The organism is Sulfitobacter sp. HI0027, from assembly GCF_001634775.1.
Taxonomy (GTDB): domain Bacteria; phylum Pseudomonadota; class Alphaproteobacteria; order Rhodobacterales; family Rhodobacteraceae; genus Sulfitobacter.
Genome location: NZ_LWER01000453.1, coordinates 1 through 23,433, shown reverse-complemented (window position 1 = coordinate 23,433; position 23,433 = coordinate 1). Strand labels below are relative to the sequence as shown.

The 23,433-nt window shown below is 61.2% G+C and carries 19 protein-coding genes and 2 pseudogenes; 14 read left to right on the top strand and 7 right to left on the bottom strand.

Features of this window, described 5'->3' with window-relative positions; translation table 11 throughout:
- Window positions 1–41: 41 nt before the first annotated feature.
- Window positions 42–1,025, bottom strand: a pseudogene (locus A3722_RS25390) (tricarboxylate transporter).
- A 150-nt stretch (window positions 1,026–1,175) separates the two neighbouring features.
- On the opposite strand from A3722_RS25390, the gene A3722_RS22025 reads away from it, so the two are divergent.
- The 3 genes and pseudogenes from A3722_RS22025 to A3722_RS22020 all read left to right on the top strand — a co-directional run bounded on the left by A3722_RS22025 (window position 1,176) and on the right by A3722_RS22020 (window position 3,208).
- Window positions 1,176–1,847, top strand: a complete 672-nt coding sequence (locus tag A3722_RS22025; RefSeq protein ID WP_067628044.1) for a response regulator transcription factor — start codon at window positions 1,176–1,178, stop codon at window positions 1,845–1,847.
- Between the two features lie 90 nt (window positions 1,848–1,937).
- Window positions 1,938–2,254 (top strand): annotated as a pseudogene (locus tag A3722_RS25020) (sensor histidine kinase N-terminal domain-containing protein); the annotation flags it as partial.
- 96 nt (window positions 2,255–2,350) lie between these two features.
- Window positions 2,351–3,208, top strand: a complete 858-nt coding sequence (locus A3722_RS22020) for a sensor histidine kinase (protein ID WP_330220390.1) — start codon at window positions 2,351–2,353, stop codon at window positions 3,206–3,208.
- Between the two features lie 13 nt (window positions 3,209–3,221).
- Here the strand turns inward: A3722_RS22020 and A3722_RS22015 are convergent, their stop codons facing one another.
- Window positions 3,222–8,999 carry a DUF11 domain-containing protein gene (locus A3722_RS22015; protein ID WP_161487366.1) on the bottom strand — a complete coding sequence of 1,926 codons (5,778 nt, stop codon included), beginning with the start codon at window positions 8,997–8,999 and terminating at the stop codon, window positions 3,222–3,224.
- Window positions 9,000–9,430: 431 nt separating this feature from the next.
- Here A3722_RS22015 and A3722_RS22010 point away from each other — a divergent pair, with 431 nt between their 5' ends.
- A complete protein-coding gene (locus tag A3722_RS22010; RefSeq protein WP_067622059.1) occupies window positions 9,431–9,769 on the top strand; it encodes a hypothetical protein in 339 nt (112 codons plus the stop codon).
- A 6-nt stretch (window positions 9,770–9,775) separates the two neighbouring features.
- On the opposite strand, the gene A3722_RS22005 is transcribed toward A3722_RS22010, so the two are convergent.
- Window positions 9,776–10,486, bottom strand: a complete 711-nt coding sequence (locus A3722_RS22005; RefSeq protein ID WP_067622057.1) for an endonuclease/exonuclease/phosphatase family protein — start codon at window positions 10,484–10,486, stop codon at window positions 9,776–9,778.
- The gene (locus A3722_RS22000; protein WP_067916460.1) at window positions 10,483–11,853 is read right to left on the bottom strand and encodes a phospholipase D-like domain-containing protein; all 1,371 of its coding nucleotides are present in this window, start codon (window positions 11,851–11,853) and stop codon (window positions 10,483–10,485) included. Before A3722_RS22000 ends, A3722_RS22005 begins: the two co-directional genes overlap by 4 nt.
- Window positions 11,854–12,310: 457 nt before the next feature.
- Between A3722_RS22000 and A3722_RS21995 the strand changes: the two genes are divergently transcribed.
- From A3722_RS21995 to A3722_RS21975, 5 genes are all read left to right on the top strand, one after another.
- Window positions 12,311–12,910 carry an outer membrane protein gene (locus A3722_RS21995; RefSeq protein ID WP_067621921.1) on the top strand — a complete coding sequence of 200 codons (600 nt, stop codon included), beginning with the start codon at window positions 12,311–12,313 and terminating at the stop codon, window positions 12,908–12,910.
- 353 nt (window positions 12,911–13,263) lie between these two features.
- The gene (gene cysS, locus A3722_RS21990) at window positions 13,264–14,634 is read left to right on the top strand and encodes a cysteine--tRNA ligase (RefSeq protein ID WP_067621924.1); all 1,371 of its coding nucleotides are present in this window, start codon (window positions 13,264–13,266) and stop codon (window positions 14,632–14,634) included.
- Window positions 14,631–16,247 (top strand): citramalate synthase, encoded by a 1,617-nt coding sequence (gene cimA, locus A3722_RS21985; RefSeq protein ID WP_067621928.1) that lies wholly within the window; start codon window positions 14,631–14,633, stop codon window positions 16,245–16,247. Before cysS ends, cimA begins: the two co-directional genes overlap by 4 nt.
- Complete coding sequence (locus tag A3722_RS21980) at window positions 16,244–16,963, top strand: class I SAM-dependent methyltransferase (RefSeq protein ID WP_067621931.1); 720 nt, start codon at window positions 16,244–16,246, stop codon at window positions 16,961–16,963. Before cimA ends, A3722_RS21980 begins: the two co-directional genes overlap by 4 nt.
- Window positions 16,960–17,724 carry a squalene/phytoene synthase family protein gene (locus tag A3722_RS21975; RefSeq protein ID WP_067621934.1) on the top strand — a complete coding sequence of 255 codons (765 nt, stop codon included), beginning with the start codon at window positions 16,960–16,962 and terminating at the stop codon, window positions 17,722–17,724. Before A3722_RS21980 ends, A3722_RS21975 begins: the two co-directional genes overlap by 4 nt.
- A gap of 4 nt (window positions 17,725–17,728) precedes the next feature.
- Here A3722_RS21975 and A3722_RS21970 read toward each other — a convergent pair whose 3' ends face one another.
- The gene (locus A3722_RS21970; protein WP_067621937.1) at window positions 17,729–18,940 is read right to left on the bottom strand and encodes an MFS transporter; all 1,212 of its coding nucleotides are present in this window, start codon (window positions 18,938–18,940) and stop codon (window positions 17,729–17,731) included.
- A gap of 123 nt (window positions 18,941–19,063) precedes the next feature.
- On the opposite strand from A3722_RS21970, the gene A3722_RS21965 reads away from it, so the two are divergent.
- From A3722_RS21965 to A3722_RS21955, 3 genes are read left to right on the top strand one after another with little or no spacing between them, the layout of a single operon-like run.
- Window positions 19,064–19,810, top strand: a complete 747-nt coding sequence (locus A3722_RS21965) for a precorrin-6A/cobalt-precorrin-6A reductase (RefSeq protein ID WP_161487406.1) — start codon at window positions 19,064–19,066, stop codon at window positions 19,808–19,810.
- Window positions 19,807–20,439: a DNA-3-methyladenine glycosylase family protein gene (locus tag A3722_RS21960; protein ID WP_067621944.1), complete on the top strand. Its 633-nt coding sequence runs from the start codon at window positions 19,807–19,809 to the stop codon at window positions 20,437–20,439. Before A3722_RS21965 ends, A3722_RS21960 begins: the two co-directional genes overlap by 4 nt.
- Window positions 20,436–21,101, top strand: coding sequence for an alpha/beta hydrolase (locus A3722_RS21955; protein WP_067621947.1), 666 nt, complete (start codon window positions 20,436–20,438; stop codon window positions 21,099–21,101). The genes A3722_RS21960 and A3722_RS21955 overlap by 4 nt, the downstream gene beginning before the upstream one ends.
- Here A3722_RS21955 and A3722_RS21950 read toward each other — a convergent pair.
- Window positions 21,098–21,541: a VOC family protein gene (locus A3722_RS21950; RefSeq protein ID WP_067621951.1), complete on the bottom strand. Its 444-nt coding sequence runs from the start codon at window positions 21,539–21,541 to the stop codon at window positions 21,098–21,100. The two genes, A3722_RS21955 and A3722_RS21950, sit on opposite strands and share 4 nt — an antisense overlap.
- 145 nt (window positions 21,542–21,686) lie before the next feature.
- Between A3722_RS21950 and A3722_RS21945 the strand changes: the two genes are divergently transcribed.
- Window positions 21,687–22,271: an HNH endonuclease gene (locus tag A3722_RS21945; RefSeq protein ID WP_067621954.1), complete on the top strand. Its 585-nt coding sequence runs from the start codon at window positions 21,687–21,689 to the stop codon at window positions 22,269–22,271.
- A 181-nt stretch (window positions 22,272–22,452) separates the two neighbouring features.
- Entirely contained in the window at window positions 22,453–22,812 is a 360-nt protein-coding gene (locus A3722_RS21940; RefSeq protein ID WP_150119943.1) for a hypothetical protein, read from the top strand.
- Between the two features lie 247 nt (window positions 22,813–23,059).
- Here A3722_RS21940 and A3722_RS21935 read toward each other — a convergent pair.
- The coding region (locus tag A3722_RS21935; RefSeq protein ID WP_150120578.1) for an integrase core domain-containing protein at window positions 23,060–23,433 on the bottom strand (374 nt) is incomplete at its 5' end.

Genomic DNA, 23,433 nt, shown 5'->3' with positions numbered 1-23,433 from the left:
GGGGTGGCCCCGGGATTGACCCAGGGCCGAGAGGGTTCCGCTTACTTCAGCGAAACGCCATAGGCTTCTTGCAGCCAGTTGGTGACGAAGGCTTTCGCCTCCGCAGAGACGGTCGTGCCGCGCTGCGTAGCCTTTGCCGCGCCTTCGCCTACGAAGACGGGGTACTTACCGACACGCTTTTCAGCGATCTTGGCAAAGTCGTCGCGGTTGCGCACCGCGTCAAAGGCCGCCGTGTAGGTCGCGATCACATCGTCGGGGGTGCCTGCGGGCAGGTAGGCGATCTTTTGCACAGGGAAACCTGCGATAAAGAAGGCTTTCCATGCGTCCCATGCTTCACCTTCGGTGGCGCAGCCTTCGGTCGCTTCGCAAACTTCCTTGAAAGTCGCGATGTCGGGGAAGGTGGGGTCACGAACGATGTAGCCATCGTCGTCCAGCGCGCCCCATGTCATCATCGGCACGGCCTGACCCTTTTCGACGAGAACCGCAGAGGCGCCGAGGTAGCTTGAAGAGGTCTGATAGTCGATCGTGGCCTCGCCGCGCTCAAACATCAGACGGCCATCGCCACGGCCCTTGATGCCGAAAACTGGCTCGACATTCATGCCCCAGCATTTCCCATGCCAGCAGCGGCACGAGGTCAAGGCGCGTGGCCCCTTGCGAGCCGTAGATGAAGTTGACGTCTTTGAGGTTATTGGCGGTGCCGTCGAATTTCTCACCGTCTGTGGGGTTCAGATCGAGCCGGAGGTGCCGAAAAGGACCGTGCCCTCGTCATGCTCTTGCTCTTGGAACCAGTTGGCGCCTTTGGTTGAACCCGCACCCGGCATGAACTTCACGACGACCGTGGGGTTGCCGGGCAGTTCTTCGGACAAGAGCGGCGCAAAGAAGTTGGCCCATTTGGCCGAGCCGCCGGTTTCCGAGAAGGGGATGACCTACTCGATTGTATTGCCTGCAAAGTCGACCTCGGCCAGCGCCGGGGCGGCGAGGCAGGCGGCGGATGCAGCGGTTGCGGCGAAATACTTGATAGTCATAGGTGTCCTCCCGTAGACATTCTATAGCGGTCAGACTTTTACGTCTGCCGTCGTTCGGATTTGTTTTAGGGAACGAATCCCTCCTCCAACACGGGCACTCTGCCTTTCCAACCTTGCGCGAAACTTGCGCATTAGGATTAAGTTTTAATCATGCGCATAGCAGTCATCAAAGACAATGAGGCCCTTGCTCAAGGAATTGCCCATCGCCTGCGCGATCGCGGCCATGCGGTGGACCTGCTGCACGATGGGGAAGAGGCGGATGCCTTTCTGAGGCACGAAGGGGCCGACCTGATCGTACTTGATTGCAACTTGCCCGGCTGTGATGGGCTGGAGATTCTGACCCGGCTGCGCCGCCGTGGCGATGGCACGCCGGTGATCCCGCTGACCGTGCGGGCAGAGACTTCAGAGCGAGTAGCAGGGCTGGATGCCGGTGCCGATGATTACCTGACCAAGCCCTTCGAGATGGATGAGTTGGAGGCCCGGCTGCGGGCCATGGCGCGGCGCAAAAACCTTGAGTTCGCCGCCCGCGACGCGATTGGCCCCTTGGTCTTTGACCGTACCAACCGCCAGTTGTTGAAGGACGAACAGCCGCTGGCGTTCCCTCGTAAAGAACTGGCGACCTTGGAATGCCTGCTGGAACGGCGCGGGCGGATCGTCTCGAAATCCCAACTGATCACCCATGTCTATCGCACCGGTGCCGCGCAGGAAGACAGCGCAATCGAGCCGCATGTCTCCCGTCTTCGCAAACGGTTGGAGCCCTTCGGCATCCGCATCAAAGCCGCGCGCGGGCTGGGCTATATGCTGGAGGTCGATAGCGCATGACCTCGATGTCGCTGCGCTCTAGGCTGTTCATGCTGATCCTGCCGCCGCTGCTGTTGCTTTCGATCGTTCTTGGGTTTTTGGCGCTTTGAAGTGGCGCAGCGCACCTCTGAAACCCTGTTCGACCGCAGCCTGCTGGCCGCAGCTTTGGCGATCTCCCGCGATGTGGCGATTTCTGGTGGGGATGCGCTTTCGCCCAGCACGCGGGATTTTGTCTCGGACGCCGGGGGCGGTGAGCTCTTTTACCATGTCACGGGCCCCGGTGGCATTACATCACCGGTTATGCCTATCCACCCGTCTCTGGTGGCCGGGCGGGCGAGGATCGGCTGAACTACACGATGGCTGAATATCGCGGCGAGCCTGTGCGCGTTTTGCGGATGCGGGAGAGTACGACCATCGGCAACCTGACGGGCGACACGATTGTCACGGTCTGGCAGAGGGACAGTGATCGCAATGCCTTCGCCGCTGCCTTGGCGCGGCGCGCGGCGGCCTTGATCGCCAGTCTGATGGCGGCCCTTGCTTTGGTGGTCTGGTTCGGGGTGAAGATCGGCCTGCGCCCCTTGAACGATTTGCAAGACGCGATCCAACACCGATCCCCCGATGACCTGCGCGATATCCGCCGCTCGGTCCCGGCTGAGGTCTTTGGTATCGTTGCCACATTGAACCGGCTTTTCGGGCAGGTGCGCCAGAGCATCGAAGACCATCAGGTCTTCATCTCCAACGCCGCGCATCAACTGCGCAACCCCGCCTCAGCCTTGTTGTCATTGGCCGAGGTTTTGCCAGATGTCGGCGACCCGCAAGAGCGTCGATTGAGAGAACGCGAATTGATTGCTGCGGCCCGCAAATCAGCGCGGCTGGCCAACCAGTTGCTGTCTCTTGAACGGTTGCGCTACGACGAAGCCCCTGCATTCGACCGGCTTGAGCTCAACGCTGTCGTTGCCGAAGTGTGCAGTGACTTTGCTCCCACGGTACTGTCGCGGGACATTGGCTTTGGCTGTGAACCTTGCACCACGCCGCTCCACGTTGCGGGCGACACTGTGCTGCTCGCCGAAGCGATCACCAATTTGCTTGAAAACGCGCTGACCCATGGCGGCGGCAGCCTCACCGCGATCCGCGTCAGCACCACGGTAGAGGGGCAGTTTGCAGTTTTGGCTGTAGAGGATGACGGCACCGGCATTCCCGAAGGCAGTGCCGAGGCCGCGTTCGAGAGGTTTGGCCAACTAAGCGAAGGGCAAGGCAGTGGTCTTGGTCTTGCGATTGTTAAAGATGTCCTGCGCCGTCACGGCGGGCAAGCCGAACTGGTGCCGCAAGACAAGGGGTTAATCGTAAAGATCAAAATCCCACTTTCTGCGCCGACTGTCTGAACAGCGGTTCCGATCAAGGTGTCACGCGGACCTTGAAAAACACACTTCCTTCGGCGCCTGCGGCATGCGTCCCGCTGCAATCCCACCGCAGGGGGCCTTCATATCCCGGTAGGTTGTCGCTTGGGGTTGCGAGATCGCAGATCAGCGAGGGGCTCACGGTTTGCGGCGTGGCGACGGCCTCTGCCAATCGTGTATAGGGCGGCGTTCGGTCGTAAATGACGATGGCGGATGCAATGCGCTGGCTCGGGTTCACCACTGTGATGCGGTAGACCAGTACATCCCCGGGCGACGCTTGATTTGAATAGCCCTCACCCGTGCCTTGCGTTTCGTTCTGTACAGTTTTCACCAGAACGAGCTGACTGCCACCGACTTCGACCGTCACGCGATCCGTATCGGTTGTAATGTGCGAAGCAGTGGTTCCGGAAAAGTCCGTGGCGGCTTGCACCTCGTAGGTCAAAGCGCTGCCCGGAGGCAGGCCGCCACCCGCCGAGACCCTCGAGATCAGGCAGAGTTCGTCCCCCGCTTGAACGGAAATTGGCACGTTCAGCGGGGTGTCGGGCGCGCCATCGCAATCGTTGTCGATAAAGAGCGCAACTGAAAATGCACCGACCGCAGGCTCGGAAATGTTCTCTACGGAAAAGGTGGTGATGCCAGATGAACTGGCTCGATAGAGATGCGGCAAAAGGGCGATTTGGCCCGCGCCGATGTGCGCGTCACGGTCCTCACTCAAAGTGGGAAGTGGAATAATGCCTAAGGTAAGTCCGCTGTAATCGGTCTCAGGCGAAGGGGTGAAGCTGAACGAGCCATCATGTGGATCGCTGTTCACCAAGCCCGGCAGTGAGCCCGGTCGCTCGGAAATCGCTCTCCACCCTTCGGCGGGCACCGTGGAGACGGTCAGACTGCCAGTGTAGTTCGGCGCGAGCCGATAGGACCATCGTCCATCGGCGCCGACCTGCGGGCTTGCCAGAAGCGCACCGGCATCGTCCAGCAGCAAAATGGTTCCTGCATTCGTGCCTACCTCGTCGCCCGTGGCAGAGCCATCGTGCGCGACCCCGCCGCGACCATCATCCCGGATCAGCTGGCCTGAAATTTCACCGCCCGAGGTTGCGAGAGCGATCGTGACGCTGGCTTCGTCGTCGTCGGCAATCCCGTCCTGCAAGTCATCTTGGGCCAGACCAACGGCTGGATCACTGTCGAGGTCGGGTAGGGAACTGCTCACGATCTCAACGACGTTTGTATAGTTGCCACCCGCCGTGACACGGACACGTATGGTAAGGGTTTCGGTCGCACCCGGCAGAATTTCATCGACGAACCAAAGCCCTGTACTTGGGTCGAAATAATCGCCGGTCGGAGGAGCCGTGTCGCTGATATAGGCGAAACCTGCGGGGATGCTTTCAATCACCTTGACCCCCGAAGGCGAGCCAGGGCCGTCGTTTGTCACGCTGATCACCCAGTCGATGATGTCGCCTTCGACAGCGGTTGTGACGGGAGAGGTGGTGCCCGCTTGAAAGGCCTCTTTGGTGATTGAGAGGTCAGAAAACTGCGGATCGAAACCAAAGTCGTAGGCCACTGTAAAGGCGCCCGAATCGGCCTTTACACCAACGAGGGGGTTTGAGGTTCCGATCTGCGCGCCGGGGGGGAGGTCTGCGTCATTCACATCGACCTCTACCCGGTAGGTGGTGCCCGCAGGCAAGCCGACAAAGGCGTATGTTCCGTCAGGCTCGGTATCGACGGTCCGGATGAAGCTGTCATCGTCCAGATCATTCGGCGTTGCGTTATCGGAGTATAAATCCACTCGGATACCGCCCGCCAAGTTCTCTTCTGCCCCGTCTTTTATGTCGGAACCGTCTTGATCGACATAGATATTGCCACCCAGACCGGACAGTACGAAAGGTGTCCCGCCGCGGCACGAGGTGCCATCGCTGAAACCGCCCTCATCCGTGCCCGTTGCCAGCCTTAACCGATTGCCGGTCGACGTATCGATTAGGTAGATTGAGTTCGATACCTCCTCATAGGCATACATCTGGCCGTTCTCGTCAAAGAAAATCGCGGACCAGATGCCCGTATAAACACTGGGCCCAAATTCCACCACCGTGGAGAAACCGGCGAGACCATTGTTCGCGAACACGCGAAACAGGCTGCCGGTGTCTTCGTTGATGCCGTAAATGAATCCGTCCAATGGATTTACGGCGAAATCGGACACCGTGACGGCTTGGGAGAGGGTCAATTGCCCGGCATCGATCGGATTGTTGGGGTCGGTCAAATCCAACAACTGCCAGGTGACGTCGTCTGCTTCGTAGACCATTATACCGTTGGGCAAGATATCGCCCGCATCTTCGGCCCTTTCGGCGCTGTTTGGGAATGAAGGCATTTTGGTGAAGTTTCCGGTGCCGTCCACGCGCCACAGCTCATCTTTGCCGGGGCGGACGCCATAGATATAGCCATCGATTTCGTTGTATCCCCAGCCGGCTGCCAGCCGGCGCGGCGCTGTCCCGAGGGTTTGTGATGACATAGAATAACCCGACCCGGTGTCGGTAAAGCGCAGTTTGCGCAACTGCGTTGGATCGTCAGACAGCAGGTATAGGCCACTGTCGCAGGAAACCGGAGGAACATCGCCGGAAACTGTCAGCCTGTAGTCCTCAACCTCTCCGTCAAGTGCGACGGGGACGACGCCCTCGGTGGTCGACCATCGGAACCGCGCGAATGTCGGCGTGAGCACGGAGCTTCCCGGTACGTTCACATCAAATCGGATCTCGCCATTCAGCGTGCCATCTTTATCCGAAGCGCTGCCGTCTTGCAGATCAGAGGCGATCTGCTCTGTGGCGTCGAAGAGCCCGTTGCCGTTAAAGTCGATCCACGCCTGAAGATAGGCCACGCCGCCTGTCAAACTACCGACCCCGCCGGTCACCTCGTTTACGAAAACGGTTATCTCTGTCGTACCGCCAGCAAAGAGCTGGGGGAGCGTGACCCCGTCTTCGTCGTCATTCCCGTCGAGATCGTCGCCCAAAGCATCTGCACTTGCTTGAGAGGCAGCCTCGGGGTCAGGAGGGAGGGCCCCTAAGTAGGTCCCCGCGATGCCGGTTTCAGCGATGATGTGCAAAGGGTCGCCATAGCTTGCCGGAGCATCACCGCGATCGACCAGAGGGGCCGCAGCGATATTGATCGGGTAGTCTTCGACCTCCCCATCCAAGGAGACATCGGCCACGCCGACGACCGGAGTTGTAGACCACCGAAAGCGGGCAAAGGTCTGGTCTAGTACCGCGTCACCCGGGACAATCACGTCAAATTGGATCAGGCCATCGCCCGCGACCTGATCCCCACCGGTGCCATCGTCCTGCAAATCGCGCGCGATTTCTTCGGAGGTTGCAAGGGCCATGACATCGTTGCCGTCGTAGTCGATCCAAGCGGTCAAAAAGCCACCGTCGCCTTGGACACGTGCTTCTAGTGTTGCGATAAAACCTTGGATGAGCGGGGGAATCGTTATGCCATCGTCATCGTCCGACCCCGCATCATCGGCGTTCCCTGGCCCTGCATCGCTTGTCAAAGCATCGCCCAGATAGACCGTGGACTCTGACCCCATCGTATGGAGTGCATCCCCATATATCGATGGCGCGTCGGTAAAGTCGGCACAGGCTTGGATGTCGGTCAGTTGCAGAGATCCGGCGAAGTTTGCGCTGTTGTTTTTGCGGGTGCCATGATCGATCACGACCCGATCAACCGGGGCGCCAAATCCGACTTCTACGGCAAAATTTTCGGGTAAGGCTGTTGTCGAGAATGCGCTGTCGCGCTCTGCCAAAACAGAACCATCGGCATTGGCCCGGCGAAACATGGAGGCCGAAAGCGGGCCGTCGGCGATGGCAGGTTGCACGCGCACGCCATTGCGTTCGCCATAGATCGCTACGGATTCGTCGAATTCCAAGCTCGTGACGTAGAAAAGGACGGAGTCCATGGGGGTGTCAAAATCAATATTCAAGGTGGCATATTGCTGTGTGAACACGGGATTGCCGCCATACCCGGCGGAGTAGAGTTCATTTGCGTTTCCGATCGCGGCTGCGCGGCCAATTCTGGCATCAGCGTTTGCAGTTGCACTGAGTGAACCGCCGACTCCATAGCGGGTGAAAGTAGATGTCGCGCCGAGGGCTGCAGGGCTGTCAGATGTCCAATCGACGATTGAAAACCGCGTTCCAGAACAGGTTGGAAGCGTATCGGCTGGCACGGCGGTGACGTTAACGCTGACGCTGTCGGTATCGGCACCGCCTTCATCGCTGGAATTCGCGGCATCGGCGGTGATGCTGCCTCCCGCCGCGGTAGAGACATAGGCATCAAACTCGATGGCGCCGCTTCCAAGGCCGTTCAAGCTGGTCATCGGAAGGAGCGGGAAAGTGCCGTTTGTCGGGGTGGTCGCAGGGCGGATGTCTTCGCCCGAGATGACCTGAAAGTTCGTCGTACCCGAAATTTCTGGCGGCAGGGTTACCGAGGTTTGCACATTGGTCATGGGGCTAAGCGACGTATTCACATAGCTGACGCGGTAGGTCAGCGTGGCGCCCTGCGGAACGTCGCCCCCCGAATAGGGGGTGCCGTTTACTGCTGTAATGGAGATTGATACGAAAAGGTCCTCAGGCCCCGCAGGTGAGACGGCTGAGGTTCCGGCGACCCAGTAGCGCCACGGGTTGTCGTTCCCGGCAGAGGCGCCTTCGGCGGAATCTCCGCCGTGACCTTCGGCATTAAAATATCCGATGTTGGCCGGGTCGCTGACTTTCACTTCCATGACGGCGTAATAAGTCTCTCCCTGCGCGATCCCGCCGAAGGCGTAGCGCACTGCGTTTGTGCCGCTCGGCAAAAAGGACGCGGCGCTGCTATTCAGGTTAAACCCCGCGGTCGTTTCGGTGCAGGCTTCGTAAGAGTTAACGCCCGGGTCCAGCGTTTCGGGAAAGACTGAACCGGCGCCAGTGGCAGGCCCGTCTGGCCCCGCGAGCAGCGGATCATCCGCTTCGCAGGAACCGGGATAGCTGATCCGGTTCCAAGGGCCGGTGGTGCCGTAGCGATCCCAATCGGATCCTGAATCCGGGCCTGCCACGGGGCTGCCCGCGCGAAAGGGTGTCGCCCCCCGACCGCCCGTAATCGTGGTCTCTTCTTGTGTTGAGAAACCGTTTGGGTCGATTGTCCCCCCAGAACCGAAGGCGTTGATCTGAACCGCGTCCCATTTGTTGTGAACGCGGGCGGTGCCGGTGCCGCCAACGCTGCCCCAAGGGCTGCCATTCGTGGGATTGACGAGGTACCCGTTTTCTAAAGTGGCGATATCCGACCCGTTTGCGAACAATGCAGTATCCGGACGGGTTGAGTAGAAAATACCAGTATCGCCATAGATATAGGCCAGCCCGGCATTGCAATTGGCGATGGAAAACCCCGCTGCCTGGCACTGCGCCGTGTCAGAGGGAGCCCAGCCGTTGGGAGAGATATCAAACGCTTGCTGGCCCTTCGGACCCCAACCCTTAGACACGCCAGACCCCGTCGAGGCACGCGCCGGGCGGGCGTCGCGGGCCGCGCCTGTAGCATCAGTTATATAGGCGGATGTGACTTCGGTCCCGGCGGGCACATACAACGTGGCATAGCCGCCCGGACCATCAAGCGTGCCTTCGGCTATGACGGGAAAGTCGGCAATGATGGCAATGTTATCACCGGCTGAAATCGGCGGCAGCCCCGCCGCGACCCGGTCCGCGATCTGTTGACGGCTTGCATCGGTCAGCGAAACGCCGCCGCCGCCCAGCCATGCGCCGTGCGAAAGCACCATGGTTGAAAAACAAAGCCAAAAGAATGCCCCCAGAACGGCCTTGGCGCTCGCGCAGAATAATCTAAAGAATATCATGACTTACTCTCAATTTGTCCTGCACTAGGCTTTCATCGGGTAACTTTTGCGTCAATCTGAGCAGGTGGGTCTTCGGCATATGCTTTGGGTTAGGTCTGCTAGGCCCTAGAGAGATTTCTTAACCGCGCAGGGTTAACTATGTATTGAAGGGCGACAGGGTCTGATGATTGCGGCTGCTGGATGCCGGGCGCGTGCCGCGCGCGCTTGGCGCTGTCGCCAGCGTCGGTGCAATGATGAGATCCGGGTTGAGCGCGGTCTGATGGGCCCCGCCGTTAGGTCTTGGCCGTGAGGCAAAACAGTCGTTAACCAAAATTAAACCAGTCCCTCCCTATCAAAGATGTGAAAGGGAGAATTTGATGAAACGTCTTGTTATATTGGGATTTCTCACCGGATCGCTGGCGGCCTGTGTCGAACCTCCGGCCTCACCCATGGAAGCCGCGGCGCGGCGGGCGGCGGCGGCGGAATTGACCGCCAAACAATGTGCAGGCTTTGCGGGCGGCTATGAGAGCGTGCGCAAATTGCGGCACGACGCGAACCAGAATATCGCCACGGCACGGCGGCTTGGGGCGACGGATGCGACGATTGCCAAGGCGCGAACGGATGTGCGCATGGCCTTTGATATGCAGGTCGCCTTCTCCAATCCGCAGCAGGCTTGCAACATGATGGTGGGCGAACTGGCTTGGGCTACGGGATGACCCGCTCTAGCGATGCGCCACGTCGAGCCAGATCGGCAGATGGTCCGACGCGCGGCGGGTCTGCGACGTCTCGACCACGCCGCCTTGGCGCACTGTCAGATGCTGATCCAACGCCATGCGATCAAGAAAAGCCACGGGCATCCGGGCGTGATAGCTCTTGCCCGGTGCATGGATCGTAAAACGTTTCGCCAAGCGCCCCAGCCCGACCTTTTGCGACCATTCGTTCAGATCGCCCGCGATCAGCGTGGGGCAGGCGGCGCAGGCATCAAGGTGAGCGATCATGGCGCTTAACTGTTCCTTGCGGGAGGGGCGCAGCAGGCCAAGATGCGAGGCGATGACCCGCAATTGCCGCGCGCCGATGTGCAGGTCGGCCACCATGGCACCGCGCGGCTCGACCCCCGGCAGGGTCAGATGCGCCACCTGATCGATCTTGGCGGAGGGGCGGACCAAAACGGCATTGCCGTGCCAACCGATGCTGACATCGCTTGGCGTTGGCACGGGGCGCATGCCCGTGACCTCTTCGACCCGATCCAGCGGCAGGGCAGAGGGGCGCGGGGCGCGGCGGCGGTCGGCTTCTTGCAGCACCACCACATCTGCATGCAAGCTGCGGATGATCCGCATGATCCGCTCCGGATCGCGGCGTCTATCGGTGCCCAGGGCCTTGCGGATGTTATAGCTGACGATGCGCAGCGATTGGGGGGCGACGGAGGGGATCATAGAACAGGCGCTCCCAAACGAAACAGCCCCTCGGCCACCTTGCGGATCATCCCCGTCGGAGGTTTCTCCATGGCGCAGTGTTCGGAGAGATGTTCAAACCAGTCATGCAGCTTTGCGACCGACCCCGCATCATAGACAAAAAGCGTCACCTCAAAGTTCAGCAACATGCTGCGCACGTCGAAATTGGCGGTACCCACAAGCCCCATATCATCGATGATCCCGGCTTTGGCGTGGATCATCCCGGGCTGGTAATACAGCACGTGGCCGCCAGCTTCGTGCAGGTCGCGCAGGTAGGCACCGCGGGCAAAATCCGCCAGCCGTTGGTTGGAGCGTTCGGGCACCAGCACTCGCACATCCACACCGCGGCGGGCTGCGGTCGTCAAAGCCGCACCAAGTGCTTCGGTCGGCACGAAATAGGGGGTCACGAGCCAAATCCGCGCCTCAGCCAAATGCAGCGCGCGGATCAGACCGTCGTGCAGCGGGTCTTCGGTGATATCGGGGCCGGAAGGAACCAATTGCACTGTGGCGGTCCCGCCCGTATCCGACGCGACCGATGGGGCAGGGTCCAAAGCCTCCCCGCTGGCCACGCCCCAGTCCGAGCGGAAAACATCGCCGAAACTCTGTACCGCGCGCCCCTCAAGCAAGAAGGCCAGATCGGTCCAGCCGTCCTGAAGCGCCGTGGGGCCGAGGTAGTGCGCGCCGATGTTCATGCCGCCTGAAAAGACCCGCGCATCATCCGCGATAATCATTTTGCGGTGGTTGCGCAGGTTCAGGTGGCCTGAGCCCGGCACTTGCAACAGCGGTGAATAAAAGCGCACGTCACCCCCTGCCGCACGCAGGCGGCGCAGTGCCGCGGCCGGGCCGCGCAGGGTGCCCAAACGGTCCATCAGCAGCCGAACTTTGACACCGGCCTTGGCGCGTTCGGTCAGCGCATCGACAAAGATACGGCCGGTGTCGTCATTGGCAACGATGTAGAAAAGCGCGTCGATCCGTTTCTCGGACCCTTGGATCAGCGCCATCACGGCTTCATGCGCCGCTGTCGGATCACCCAAGAGCCGCAGGTCTTGCCCATGGGCGGCGGCGGGCAGGCCGAAATACTGCATCGTCGCGTCCAGCGTATGCACCGGACGGGGCGGCGGCCCTCCGGTTTCCCCTTTGAGGAAATGCACCGGGGAGTAGCGCGAAGATTGTTTGCGAAAGCCCAGCCCGAGAAACAACGGCACCGCCACCCATGGCAGCGCGATGATGAACAGCAGCCAAGCCGCCGTCGATTGCGGCGTGCGGCGCTGTTGTAAAATCACGATCGCCGCCAGCAGCGTCAGGATCACGATGATGACGATCTCTAGATGGGTGGTGATCCAAGACATGGGGTGGGGTCTGCTCCTTTTTGCTGGTAATAGAGGCAAATAACCCGTTCACCTTTGACAGCAAGCCTTGGTCGGTGTCAGGCGTCGAGGAATGATTTTAGTGTGGTTTTTAAGGTAGTGGCTTTGAACGACGGATCCTGCTTGCAATGCTACCGTCGGTGCAGGGCCGATCCGCGCAGGCTTTTTTGCACTTGGGTGACAGTGACTGGGGCTGCATTATCCGTATTGCGGCGGCAAGTATCTGATGCATATTGATAATTATCGCTAGGCCCCAAGGCGGAAACACACTTGATACATAACTTAAGCGGCGGTTGGCCGAGGGTATGTTGCAAATGCGCGACAATCAGCGCATCGCAAATCTGTGAAGTGAAAAAACTGAAACCCAATACTAGATGAGGCGTTGCGTAAGTGACCCTGCGGCGAGGATCGCAGGTCACCTGTATTTAAGGAGCAGAACATGAAACGCACGACAACAATCGCCAGCATCGCCCTGATCGCATCCAGCGCCTTCGCGGGTGCAGCAGCAGCCGGATCGCTGGAAGACACCACAGTTGAAGCACCGGTTTTCACACCTGCGCCGACACCCGTGGCCGTTGATGGCGACTGGACAGGCTTCTACACCGGTCTTCAGGTTGGTCAAACCGACATCGACAGCGACAGCGGCACCCTTGACGGTGACGACACGTCCTACGGTTTCCACGCCGGTTACGACTATGACTTCGGCAAGTTCGTACTGGGTGGTGAACTCGACTATGACAAAACCGACATCGACCTGGGCAACACAGGCGTCGCCGCGGATTCCGTTGCACGCGCTAAGCTGAAAGCCGGTTACGACTTCGGCAACACGCTGGTCTATGCAACAGCTGGTGCAGCCCGCGCCGACACCGACGTTGGTGACGAAACTGGCCCCTTCGCCGGTCTGGGCGTCACATATAAAGTCACAGACCGTTACACCGTCGGTGGCGAAGTGCTGCAGCACAAATTCGATGACGTAGGCGGCACAGGCGACGATCTGGACGCGACAACCATCTCCCTGCGTGGTTCCATGCGCTTCTAATCTATCTTGGCGGGGTAACTCGCTTGGATAGGGGGCCGGCTTCCGAAAGGAGGCCGGCCTTTTTTGTGCGGAAAGGCCGCGTGGCGGGCATGTCATCTGGCAAAGATGGGCAATGCTGTCCCCAAGCAGGCTGTCTTCGTCCGTCATGGCCGCGCGCTGCGCGCATAAAACTTAACCGGACAAGGGGCTTGGCGCAGGGCGGCGGGCTTGCTACAACCCGGTCATGAACACCGCAACGCTCATTATTTGCTGCATTACCCGCTGAGACATTCTCGCGGGCCGCTGTTCACGTCATTCCCATTCTGACAAAACTATGCCAAGCCCGCGTCACACCCGCGCAAGGACGCCTGCCCATGACCCGTGACCTGACGATCAAGCTGCACAACACCGCCACCCGGAAGAAAGAGGATTTCACGCCGATTGATGCGCAGAATGTGCGGATGTATGTCTGCGGTCCCACGGTCTATGACCGCGCGCATCTGGGCAACGCGCGGCCCGTGATCGTGTTTGATGTGCTCTACCGTCTGCTACGGCATGTCTATGGCCCCGAACACGTTACTTACGTGCGCAACTTCACCGATGTCGATGACAAGATCAACGCCCGCGCCGCCGACAGCGGGCGCAGCATCGGCGAGATCACAGCCGAGACGACCCAGTGGTATCTGGACGACATGGCCGCCGTGGGCGCCTTGGAGCCCGACCACATGCCTCGCGCGACACAGTATATCCCCCAGATGGTCGCAATGATCCGCGGGCTGATCGATGAGGGCTACGCCTATGAGGCCGAGGGCCATGTGCTGTTCCGGGTGCGCAAATATGCCGAATATGGCGCGCTTTCGGGCCGGTCGGTCGACGATATGATCGCAGGCGCGCGGGTTGAAGTCGCGCCTTACAAAGAAGACCCGATGGATTTCGTACTCTGGAAACCTTCGGACGAGGGCACTCCGGGGTGGGAGTCGCCTTGGGGGCAGGGCCGTCCGGGCTGGCATATCGAATGCTCCGCCATGGCGCATGACCTGCTGGGGGAGCGTTTCGACATCCACGGCGGCGGCATCGACCTGCAGTTCCCGCACCATGAGAATGAGATCGCCCAATCCAAATGCGCGGGCCACGGGTTCGCCAACTACTGGCTGCACAATGAGATGTTGCAGGTCGAGGGCAAGAAAATGTCCAAGAGCTTGGGCAATTTCTTTACCGTGCGCGATCTGCTGGATCAGGGCGTGCAGGGTGAGGTGATCCGCTTCGTCATGCTCTCAACCCATTACCGCAAGCCGATGGACTGGACCGAGAAAAAGCGTGAGGAGGCCGAGAAGACCCTTCGCAAATGGTATCTTCAGGCGGCGGAGGCTGAGGCCGCGACGCCTTCACCGGACCTCGTCACGCTCTTGGCGGATGACCTTAATACCCACGGTGCGCTGACCGAATGCCACCGTCTGTCGAATGCGGGCGATACGGCGGGTCTGCGCGGGGCGTTGAAGCTTTTGGGGCTGCTGGATGAGTTGATCCCCGATTGGGCCGCAGTGCAGGCGCTGGATCTGACAGATATCGAAGCCTTTCTGAGTGATGCCCGTGCCACCGCGATGGAGACCAAGGATTTCGCGCAGGTTGATCGGATCAAAACCGCGCTCACCTCTGTTGGGATCGAAGTCCAGATGAGCAAGGACGGCGTGAAACTGACCCCACCGCCCGGCTTTGATCGGGCGCAGCTGGAGGGGCTGTTGTGACGCGCGAACGTCTCTGGCTTTATGACACCACGCTGCGCGATGGGCAGCAGACCCAAGGCGTTCAATTCTCCACCGACGAGAAACGCCAGATCGCCGAGGCGCTGGATGCGCTTGGCGTGGACTATATCGAAGGCGGTTGGCCCGGTGCGAACCCAACCGACAGCGCATTCTTCGACGCGGCACCGCCCACCTCGGCACGGCTCACCGCTTTTGGCATGACCAAACGCGCGGGCATGTCAGCGGAAAATGACGACGTTTTGGCCGCCGTATTGAACGCAGGGACGCAGTCGGTCTGCATCGTCGGCAAGACCCATGACTTCCACGTCAAAACCGCCCTTGGCATCACGCTGGCGGAAAACACCGACAACATCGCCAAATCCATCGCCCATCTGGTCGCCCAAGGGCGCGAGGCGCTGTTTGATGCTGAACATTTTTTCGACGGCTATAAGGCCAACCCGGACTACGCGCTTGAGGCGATCCGCGCGGCCTATGACGCGGGTGCGCGCTGGATCGTGCTCTGCGACACCAATGGCGGCACCCTGCCCGAAGAGATCGGCCGCATCACCCGCGATGTGATCGCCGCAGGCATCCCCGGTGACCGGCTGGGCATTCACACCCATGACGACACCGAAAACGCCGTGGCCTGCACGCTGGCTGCCGTCGACGCAGGCGCGCGCCAAATCCAAGGCACGCTGAACGGGCTGGGCGAGCGGTGCGGCAACGCCAATCTGACCACCCTGATCCCGATCCTGCTGCTGAAAGAGCCCTATGCCAGTCGCTTTGAGATCGGTGTAAGCCGTGACGCGCTGCGCGGTCTAACCCGCACCAGCCGGATGCTGGACGAAATCCTTAATCGCGTGCCGATGAAACAGGCAGGTTTCGTGGGGTCGTCGGCCTTTGCGCATAAGGCGGGGCTGCATGCCAGCGCCATCGCCAAAGACCCCAGCACCTATGAACATATCGACCCCGCACTGGTCGGCAATACCCGCGTCATTCCGATGTCGAACCAAGCCGGGCAATCCAATCTGCGCAAACGGCTGAGCGATGCCGGTCTGGCCGTGGCCAAGGGCGATCCGGCGCTTGGCCGGATCTTGGAAGTGGTCAAGGACCGCGAGGCGCAGGGCTATGCCTATGACACCGCACAGGCGAGTTTCGAGCTGCTCGCCCGCGACGTGATGGACCAGTTGCCGCATCTTTTCGAGGTGGAGCGTTACCGGGTCACGGTCGAACGTCGCCGCAATGCCGAAGGCCGGATGGTCAGCCTTTCCGAGGCGGTCGTGGTGGTCGATGTCGACGGAGAAAAACGTCTCTCGGTCTCGGAATCGCTGGACGAGGATGGCGCGGACCGTGGTCCGGTCAACGCCCTCTCCAAAGCGCTGGTCAAGGATTTGGGCAAGTACAGCAGCCTGCTGGATGACATGCGTCTGGTTGACTTCAAAGTGCGCATCACCCAAGGCGGCACCGAAGCCACCACCCGCGTCATCATCGACAGCGAAGACGGGCAGGGGCGGCGCTGGTCCACCGTGGGCGTCAGCGCCAACATACTCGACGCCTCCTTCGAGGCACTGCTAGATGCGATACGTTGGAAATTGATCCGGGACCGCGCCCAATGACAGACGATATGACTGCCTTTTTTACTCTGCACCGGGATCTGCCACGCGAAGGGCCGGGAGAGCCCTCGGACGTGAACTGGGCCGTGGAGCAGGTCGACCTGCCTGCGCGCGCCGAGATTGCGGATGTGGCCTGTGGCCCCGGCAGTGACATCGGCGCACTCCGCGCGGCGATCCCGCAGGGGCATGTCACCGCACTCGATAAGACCGCGCATTTCGTCGACACCGCGCGGGGTCGTTTCGTGGCGGATGGCAATGTCACCCTGCTGCGCGCCGATATGGCCGCGATCGCCAATGAATACGACCTGATCTGGTGCGCCGGTGCGGTCTATTTCCTTGGCGTGACCGAGGCGCTGACCCGTTGGCGCAAATCCCTGCGCGCGGGTGGCGTGGTGGCATTCTCCGAGCCTTGCTGGCTGACCGATACCCCCTCGGAGGACGCCCGCGCGCAATGGGCCGACTATCCCGCGATGAGCGACCCAGACGGCATTGCTGAACGGGTGCGCGCGGCGGGATATGAGGTCGTGGCGACCCGCGTTCTGTCGGAGGAAGCTTGGGAGAATTACTACACCCCGCTGGAGGCCCGCATCGAAAAGCTGCGCCCCGGTGCGGATGACGCATTGGCACAGGTGCTCGATGCAACCGAGGCGGAAATCGCCTGCTGGCGTGCCCACCGGGATGAGTTTGGCTACCTGCTGACGGTGGCCCGTCCCCTATGACTTTCCACGCCGACCTGAACGCATGCGCCGCCATGGTAGAGCGCGCCGACCCGTGGCGGTTTCGCGCCGCCATGGCCGCGCCTGTGGAAGCACGCAGGCTGCTGTTTCCGCTCTATGCCTTCAACGTCGAAGTCGCCCGCGCGCCTTGGGTGACCCAAGAAGCGATGATCGCCGAGATGCGCCTGCAATGGTGGCGCGACGCGCTGGAGGAGATTGCCAAGGGCGGTCCCGTCAGGCGCCACGAAGTCACCACGCCGCTGGCCCGCGCCATCGCGCCCGAGGATGCGGAACTGCTCGATGAACTCGTCGCTGCGCGGCGGTGGGACATCTACAAAGACCCCTTTGAGGATGCGGAGCACTTTGCGCGCTACATCGACCAAACCGCAGGCCATTTGATGTGGGTCGCCGCGCGCCGCCTTGGTGCGACGCAAGAAGCGATCGTGCGTGATGCGGCCTATGCCACCGGCATCGCCGCATGGCTCTGTGCGATTCCGAATTTGGAGGAGGCGGGCCGTGTGCCGCTACTGGATGGCACGGCGGAAGGGGTTTCGGCCCTTGCTAAGGGAGCACTGGACCGCCTGAAGTCAGCGCGGGCCAAACGGGGGCAAATTCCAAATGAGGCTCGCGCGGCGCTGCTGCCTGCCGCCCATGCCGGACCTGTTTTGCACGCGGCTGTAGCAGACCCGCAAAAGGTCTCCGAAGCAGGCTTGCCTGACCCGCGCCGCCATTTCGCGCTGCGGGCCATGGTGTCGCGCTGGTAGGCGCTTAGCTCAGCTGCGTCTCTCTGCGGCTGCGCAGCACCAGCCAGATCAGCGAGCCGCCGGCCAGCACCAAGAATGGCACCATGGCAAAGTTCACCGCCGCCCAGCCTTCCTGCGCCGTGCCGCCTGAGCAGTTCATCAAACCGCCCGAGGCCAGCGAGGCGACGGTCACGCCGCCGAATACCAGCAGATCGTTCAGGCCCTGCATCCGTCCGCGCTCATGCGGCTCATGCGCGCCCGCGAGCATGGTGGTGGCCCCGATGAACCCAAAGTTCCAGCCCAGCCCCAAAAGGATCAGCGCGACAAAGAAGTTGCCCAGTTCCACCCCTTGCAGCGCCACCAGGCCAGCGGCGGCAAGGATTGCAATGCCAAGGCCCATGATCCGCTCAACGCCGAACCGATTGATCAGGTGGCCGGTAAAGAAGGACGGCGCGAACATCGCCAGCACATGGCCAGTGACCACATAGCCCGCGTTGTCTTGGCTATATCCGCAGCCGACGACGGCCAGCGGGGTCGAGGTCATCACGAGGTTCATCAGCGCATAGGCCACCATGGCGCAGATCACCGCCACGGCGATGCGCGGCGTGGTCAGAAGCTCCCAGCGGCTGCGGCCCTTGGGGGCGTCATGGGCCGGGATCGGCGGTTTTGGAATGTCGATGAAAAGAAACAGCAGCGCGCCGATGAGGTTTACCGCCACCACCGCCAGATAGGTGCCAAGGAAGGGCACCACGAGGCTGCCAGAGGTCGCCGTGGCAAGCTGCGGCCCGATGATGGCCGAGACCAGACCGCCTGCCATCACATAAGAGATCGCCTTGGGCCGGAAGTCATCCGAGGCGGTATCGGCGGCGGCGAAACGGTAAAACCCCTGCGCCGACATATAGACGCCCGTCAGCAGGGAGCCGAGCAAAAAGACCGGGAACGACGCCAGATAAAGCCCATAGGCCGCGACCGCGCCGCCCAATGCTCCGCCCGCAGCCCCCAGAAAAAACCCCGCCCGTCGGCCAAACCTTTGCATGATGGCCGAAACCGGCGTGGCCGAGAGCATGGAGCCCAGCACGATCATCGAGATCGGCAGCGTGGCAAGACAGACATTGGTCGCCAGCGACTGACCGGCAAGACCACCCACGAGGAAAATCATCGGCATCTGCGCCCCGAGAAAGGCCTGCGCTGCCACCAGCACCGCTACGTTGCGCCGGGCGCGTCTGTCGTCGATCATGTCTGAATTCCTCACTTCCCGCCAAGGCGTAGCCCTGCCGATGCGTAAGGGCAAGCCCGGCCGCGGTTTTTGCGCCTCCGATCCCGCTTGCGCCCGGCGGCAAGCTCGCCGATGATCGCGCCGATGACCGCCCCAAACCGTCCTTCGCTGAACCTTCTTCTGCTCGCTGGCACTGCCGAGGCGCGGCAGCTTGGCGTCGCCTTGGCTGAGGCCGGTCACAGGGTCACCGCATGGCTGACGGAACCGCCGCGCGGCAGCAATCCGATGCCGATTGCGTTTGAGATGCGCGACCCAGAAGATACCACCGCCTTGCTGCGCGACATGGCGGGTTTTGACGCGGTTTTGGACCTCAGCCATGGGTTCGACGCGGGGCTGAGCCACGCAGGCTTTGCCACTGCCGCCGGCTTGGATAAGCCCTTTGTCAGTTTTGCGCGCCCCGGCTGGGCTTTGGATGATCCGCTGCTGCGGTCGGTCCCTGATGTGCCCGCCGCCGCCCGTGCGGTGCCGCCCGGGGCCCGCGTCTTTGCCGCCACCGGATGGGCCAGCCTGCCACAGTTTCTGCCGTTTGAGGGTGCGCGCCTCATGCTGCGCCAGACCAGCCGCCATGACCGGCCCGCGCCCTATGACTTTGTGGATCTCATCTTTGGCGATCCGCCTTTCACGGTGGCGACCGAAACCGCGCTGTTTCGCGAGTTTGGCGTCGACCTGCTGATCTGCCGCAACCTTGGCGGCGCGGCCAGCCGCCCCAAGGTCGACGCCGCACTCGCCCTTGGCTTGCCGGTGATCCTCATCGAAAAGCCGAGCCTGCCAAAGGGGGTGCGCTGCCTGACCGACCTTGACGCGATGATGGACTGGGCGGCGCAGCTGTGAGCCTTGCGCCCCCGATCACCTGTGACGCAGATGTGGCTGAGGGGGCCGCTTGGCTGGCCGAGGCCGAGCCGCGTTTTGCCATGGCGCTTGCACGCACCGGTCCGCTGCCACTACGTTTACGCCCGCCGGGTTTCGCGGGCTTGCTCGACATTATCGTGGGGCAGCAGGTGAGCGTGGCCTCGGCCCGGGCGATCTATGCGCGGCTGGTGGAGGCGGGGTTGCATCAGCCGGAGAATGTTCTGCGCGCCGGAGATAGCGGGCTGCGTGCCGCGGGGCTCAGCCGTCCCAAAGCACGCTATGTCTTAGCCTTGGCCGAACGGGAATTCGAATTTGACGCGCTGCACAGCCTGTCCGATGGCGACGCCATCGCTGCACTGGTTGCCATGCCGGGGATCGGGCCATGGACCGCACAGGTCTATGTGATGTTCTGCCTTGGGCGACGCGATGTGTTTCCCAGCGGCGATCTCGCACTTCAAGAAGCAGCGCGGGGGCTGTTTGATCTGCCTGCCCGGCCAACGCCGAAAGACCTCTCCGCCATGGCCGCCGCTTGGTCACCTTGGCGGTCGGTTGCGGCGCGCTTGCTCTTTGCCTACTACCGGGTGTTGAAACAAAAGGAAGGATTGTCATGACACGGGTTTTGAACGCCGAGCGCCGCGAGCCGGTCTCTGGCACCACACGGTCGGTTGTGGTGTTCCTGCATGGTTATGGGGCCAATGGGGCTGACCTGCTGGGCCTCGCCGATCCGCTGAGCGAGCATCTGCCCGATACGCTCTTCGTTGCCCCCGATGCGCCCGAAGCCTGCGCCGGTGCGCCCATGGGGTTCCAGTGGTTCCCGATCCCTTGGATCGACGGATCGTCCGAAGAGGAATCGATGCGCGGCATGATGAGCGCGGTCGAAGACCTCGACGCCTTTCTCGACGCGCTGATGGTGGACGAAGACGTGCTGCCTGAACAGGTCGTGCTGTTTGGCTTTTCCCAAGGCACGATGATGTCGCTGCATGTGGCCCCGCGTCGTGAGGATGCGGTTGCGGGGATCGTGGCCTTCTCGGGGCGTCTGCTCACCCCCGAAGCGCTGGCCGAAGAGGCGCGGGTGAAGCCACCGGTGCTGCTGGTCCATGGCGATGCCGATGACGTGGTGCCGCCGCAATCCCTGCCGCAGGCCGCCGAAGCCCTGCAAGAGGCCGGATGGCAGGACGTCTACGCCCATGTGATGAAGGGCACCGGCCATGGCATCGCGCCGGATGGGCTGAGCGTGGCGCTGGCCTTTATGCGCGACAAACTGGGGCTTTAACCCTTCATCTCATCCCAGAGCCACGGCTCTGCGAATTCGACCGAATTGCCTGCCGGGTCGCGCACATAAAGTGAGCGTGCCCCGTTGGGCCAGTCAAAGCTGGTATCGATCTCGACCCCGGCGGCCTGCAGCCGCGTCTCCATCGCGGCGATCTCATCGCGTTTCATCGCAAAGCAGACATGCCCCGGCCCCCGCGCCCCATGGGGCGGCACCGGCATCTTCGGATTGCCGGGCGGCTGGCTTGTTGCCGTGGGGTTGAAGACCAGCAAGACCGAGGGGCCGAGCGCAAAGAACATATGCCGCCCCGGCACCTCTTGAAACAGTTTTAGACCCAGAATGTCGCGGTAAAACTCCCGCGCTGGATCCAAATCATCGACGTAAACGGCGGCTTCGAGCAGGGACTGCGGGGCGGGCGCATCGGGCAGGGGGCTTTTCATCATGCCACAAGGTTAACAAACTCTGCCCATCTGTCACGCCTCTGTCGTAATCTTTGGGCAAAACCGGCGACATCTAGTGGTTCACCTTTGTCTTGCCAGAGAGAAACCGCGAGATATAGTGACTAAAACGGGCAGAGGACGCGACCAGATGGACGGCGATTTCAGGACCGAATTTACCCGCCACCCGGCGGCGCTCAAACACCACCCCGCGCTGGTGCTCAACGCAGATTATCGGCCATTGTCTTACTATCCGCTGTCGCTGTGGCCGTGGCAAGAAGCGGTAAAGGCCAAATGGCTCGACCGGGTCGAGATCGTCGCCGAATATGACGAGGTGGTGCGCAGCCCTTCTACGGTGATCAGGATCCCTTCCGTTGTCGTTCTCAAAGACTATGTTAAACCTCAAAAGCGCGTGGCCTTCACGCGCTTTAATTTATTTCTGAGGGATGAATTCCGCTGCCAATACTGCGGCGCGAAGGGGGATCTGACCTTTGACCATGTGGTGCCCCGCGCTGCGGGTGGGGTGACAAGCTGGCAAAACGTGGTGGCGGCCTGTAGCCCCTGCAATCTGCGCAAAGGCTCGCGGCCCTTGCACCGCACGGGGCTGGCTTTGCGCAAACCGCCGCGCCAACCCGCCGCCGAAGAGCTGCGCAACATGGGGCGCAAATTCCCGCCCGGCCATCTGCACGAAAGCTGGATGGATTTTCTCTATTGGGATGCCGAGCTTCAGGCCTGACGCTTAGATCTCCAGTTCGTGTAAAAGATACGATAATACTCTCCAAAGCATCGTATTTGCGAGCCAGTAGGTAGCATCGGATTCACTAAGCATTGTCTTAGGAGACTGAATTCGAGCGCAAACTTGACACTGGTTCAAATACCTTTCGGGCAGCTTTTTTTAATGAAGGGTGACGATACTGGTGTTCGGCGACAAGGACGCCGTCGGTAAGATCGATGCCGCCGGCATAATCTGGAAGGGGCTCAACGTTGCCGGGCGCATCGGAAAACTCAAGAACAGGATCGCGCCGTTGTCCAAACTGTTGAAAACGAGCCCGGCCGAGTATGAGTATCGGGTGAAGGATCTATATAGTAGACTGCGCAACACCTATGAGCGGACGGTCGAAGAGATCATATTCAAGGACTTCGTGCGCCGGACCACTGACGTCATCCAGATCCAGCTTCGAAGAGCACTCTTCATTAGTGCGACGAAGGGGCTGGCTCGGAAACACTGCATGGCAACGATGACGGTGTGGCAATTGTCCGATAAGGGATGTTCTTGACTATCGTGGGCCTCCACCGCATGGGGCGGGAAGCGGTCCTTTGTTGCGGATGCCGTTCAAGCAAGCCACCCACGCAGAGCCAAAAAGGACGGGCCTCCCTAAAGACGAGCAAACTATATATCTCGGATGTTTACGGACGTTCCTTGCGCTTCGAGATGCACTTTTAAACGCCGCGCCTGGCTTCTGGGCGCAGCAATGACCAACAGCCTTTCCGGCTCTCGATGCGGCCTGACCTGCCACGGAACTCTCATCCAGCTGTGACTTGAGCCCGATTGATGTTTACGCCGATTGGCGCAGGTTGAGCAATCGCCCGACACGCGGAGCTTTCATCTCGCGTATCGGGGCGGGCGATTGCGGTGGTCAGGGTCCGCGCGTAGTCGGCNGGGGTCTGGTAATTCAAGGCCGAATGCGGGCGTTCGGTGTTGTAGCCGGTGGCCCATGCGGGGATCACGACGCGGGCATGTGCCAGGTTGCGGAACATGGTCTCGTTAAGTAGCTCGTCGCGCATCCGCCCGTTAAAGCTTTCGACGAAGCCGTTCTGCATGGGCTTGCCCGGCGCGATGTAGTGCCATTCGATCCGATGCTCGGAACACCAGCGCAGGATCGCGTTACTGGTTAGTT

Coding starts and splice junctions, on each gene's coding strand:
- A3722_RS22015 (WP_161487366.1), bottom strand. CDS start 8,999: ATGGTGCTTTCGCACGGCGCATGGCTGGGCGGCGGCGGCGTTTCGCTG.
- A3722_RS21980 (WP_067621931.1), top strand. CDS start 16,244: ATGACAGACGATATGACTGCCTTTTTTACTCTGCACCGGGATCTGCCA.
- A3722_RS21995 (WP_067621921.1), top strand. CDS start 12,311: ATGAAACGCACGACAACAATCGCCAGCATCGCCCTGATCGCATCCAGC.
- A3722_RS21970 (WP_067621937.1), bottom strand. CDS start 18,940: ATGATCGACGACAGACGCGCCCGGCGCAACGTAGCGGTGCTGGTGGCA.
- A3722_RS22000 (WP_067916460.1), bottom strand. CDS start 11,853: ATGTCTTGGATCACCACCCATCTAGAGATCGTCATCATCGTGATCCTG.
- A3722_RS21945 (WP_067621954.1), top strand. CDS start 21,687: ATGGACGGCGATTTCAGGACCGAATTTACCCGCCACCCGGCGGCGCTC.
- A3722_RS22005 (WP_067622057.1), bottom strand. CDS start 10,486: ATGATCCCCTCCGTCGCCCCCCAATCGCTGCGCATCGTCAGCTATAAC.
- cysS (WP_067621924.1), top strand. CDS start 13,264: ATGACCCGTGACCTGACGATCAAGCTGCACAACACCGCCACCCGGAAG.
- A3722_RS21955 (WP_067621947.1), top strand. CDS start 20,436: ATGACACGGGTTTTGAACGCCGAGCGCCGCGAGCCGGTCTCTGGCACC.
- A3722_RS22010 (WP_067622059.1), top strand. CDS start 9,431: ATGAAACGTCTTGTTATATTGGGATTTCTCACCGGATCGCTGGCGGCC.
- A3722_RS21950 (WP_067621951.1), bottom strand. CDS start 21,541: ATGATGAAAAGCCCCCTGCCCGATGCGCCCGCCCCGCAGTCCCTGCTC.
- A3722_RS21975 (WP_067621934.1), top strand. CDS start 16,960: ATGACTTTCCACGCCGACCTGAACGCATGCGCCGCCATGGTAGAGCGC.
- A3722_RS21965 (WP_161487406.1), top strand. CDS start 19,064: ATGACCGCCCCAAACCGTCCTTCGCTGAACCTTCTTCTGCTCGCTGGC.
- A3722_RS22020 (WP_330220390.1), top strand. CDS start 2,351: ATGGCGGCCCTTGCTTTGGTGGTCTGGTTCGGGGTGAAGATCGGCCTG.
- A3722_RS22025 (WP_067628044.1), top strand. CDS start 1,176: ATGCGCATAGCAGTCATCAAAGACAATGAGGCCCTTGCTCAAGGAATT.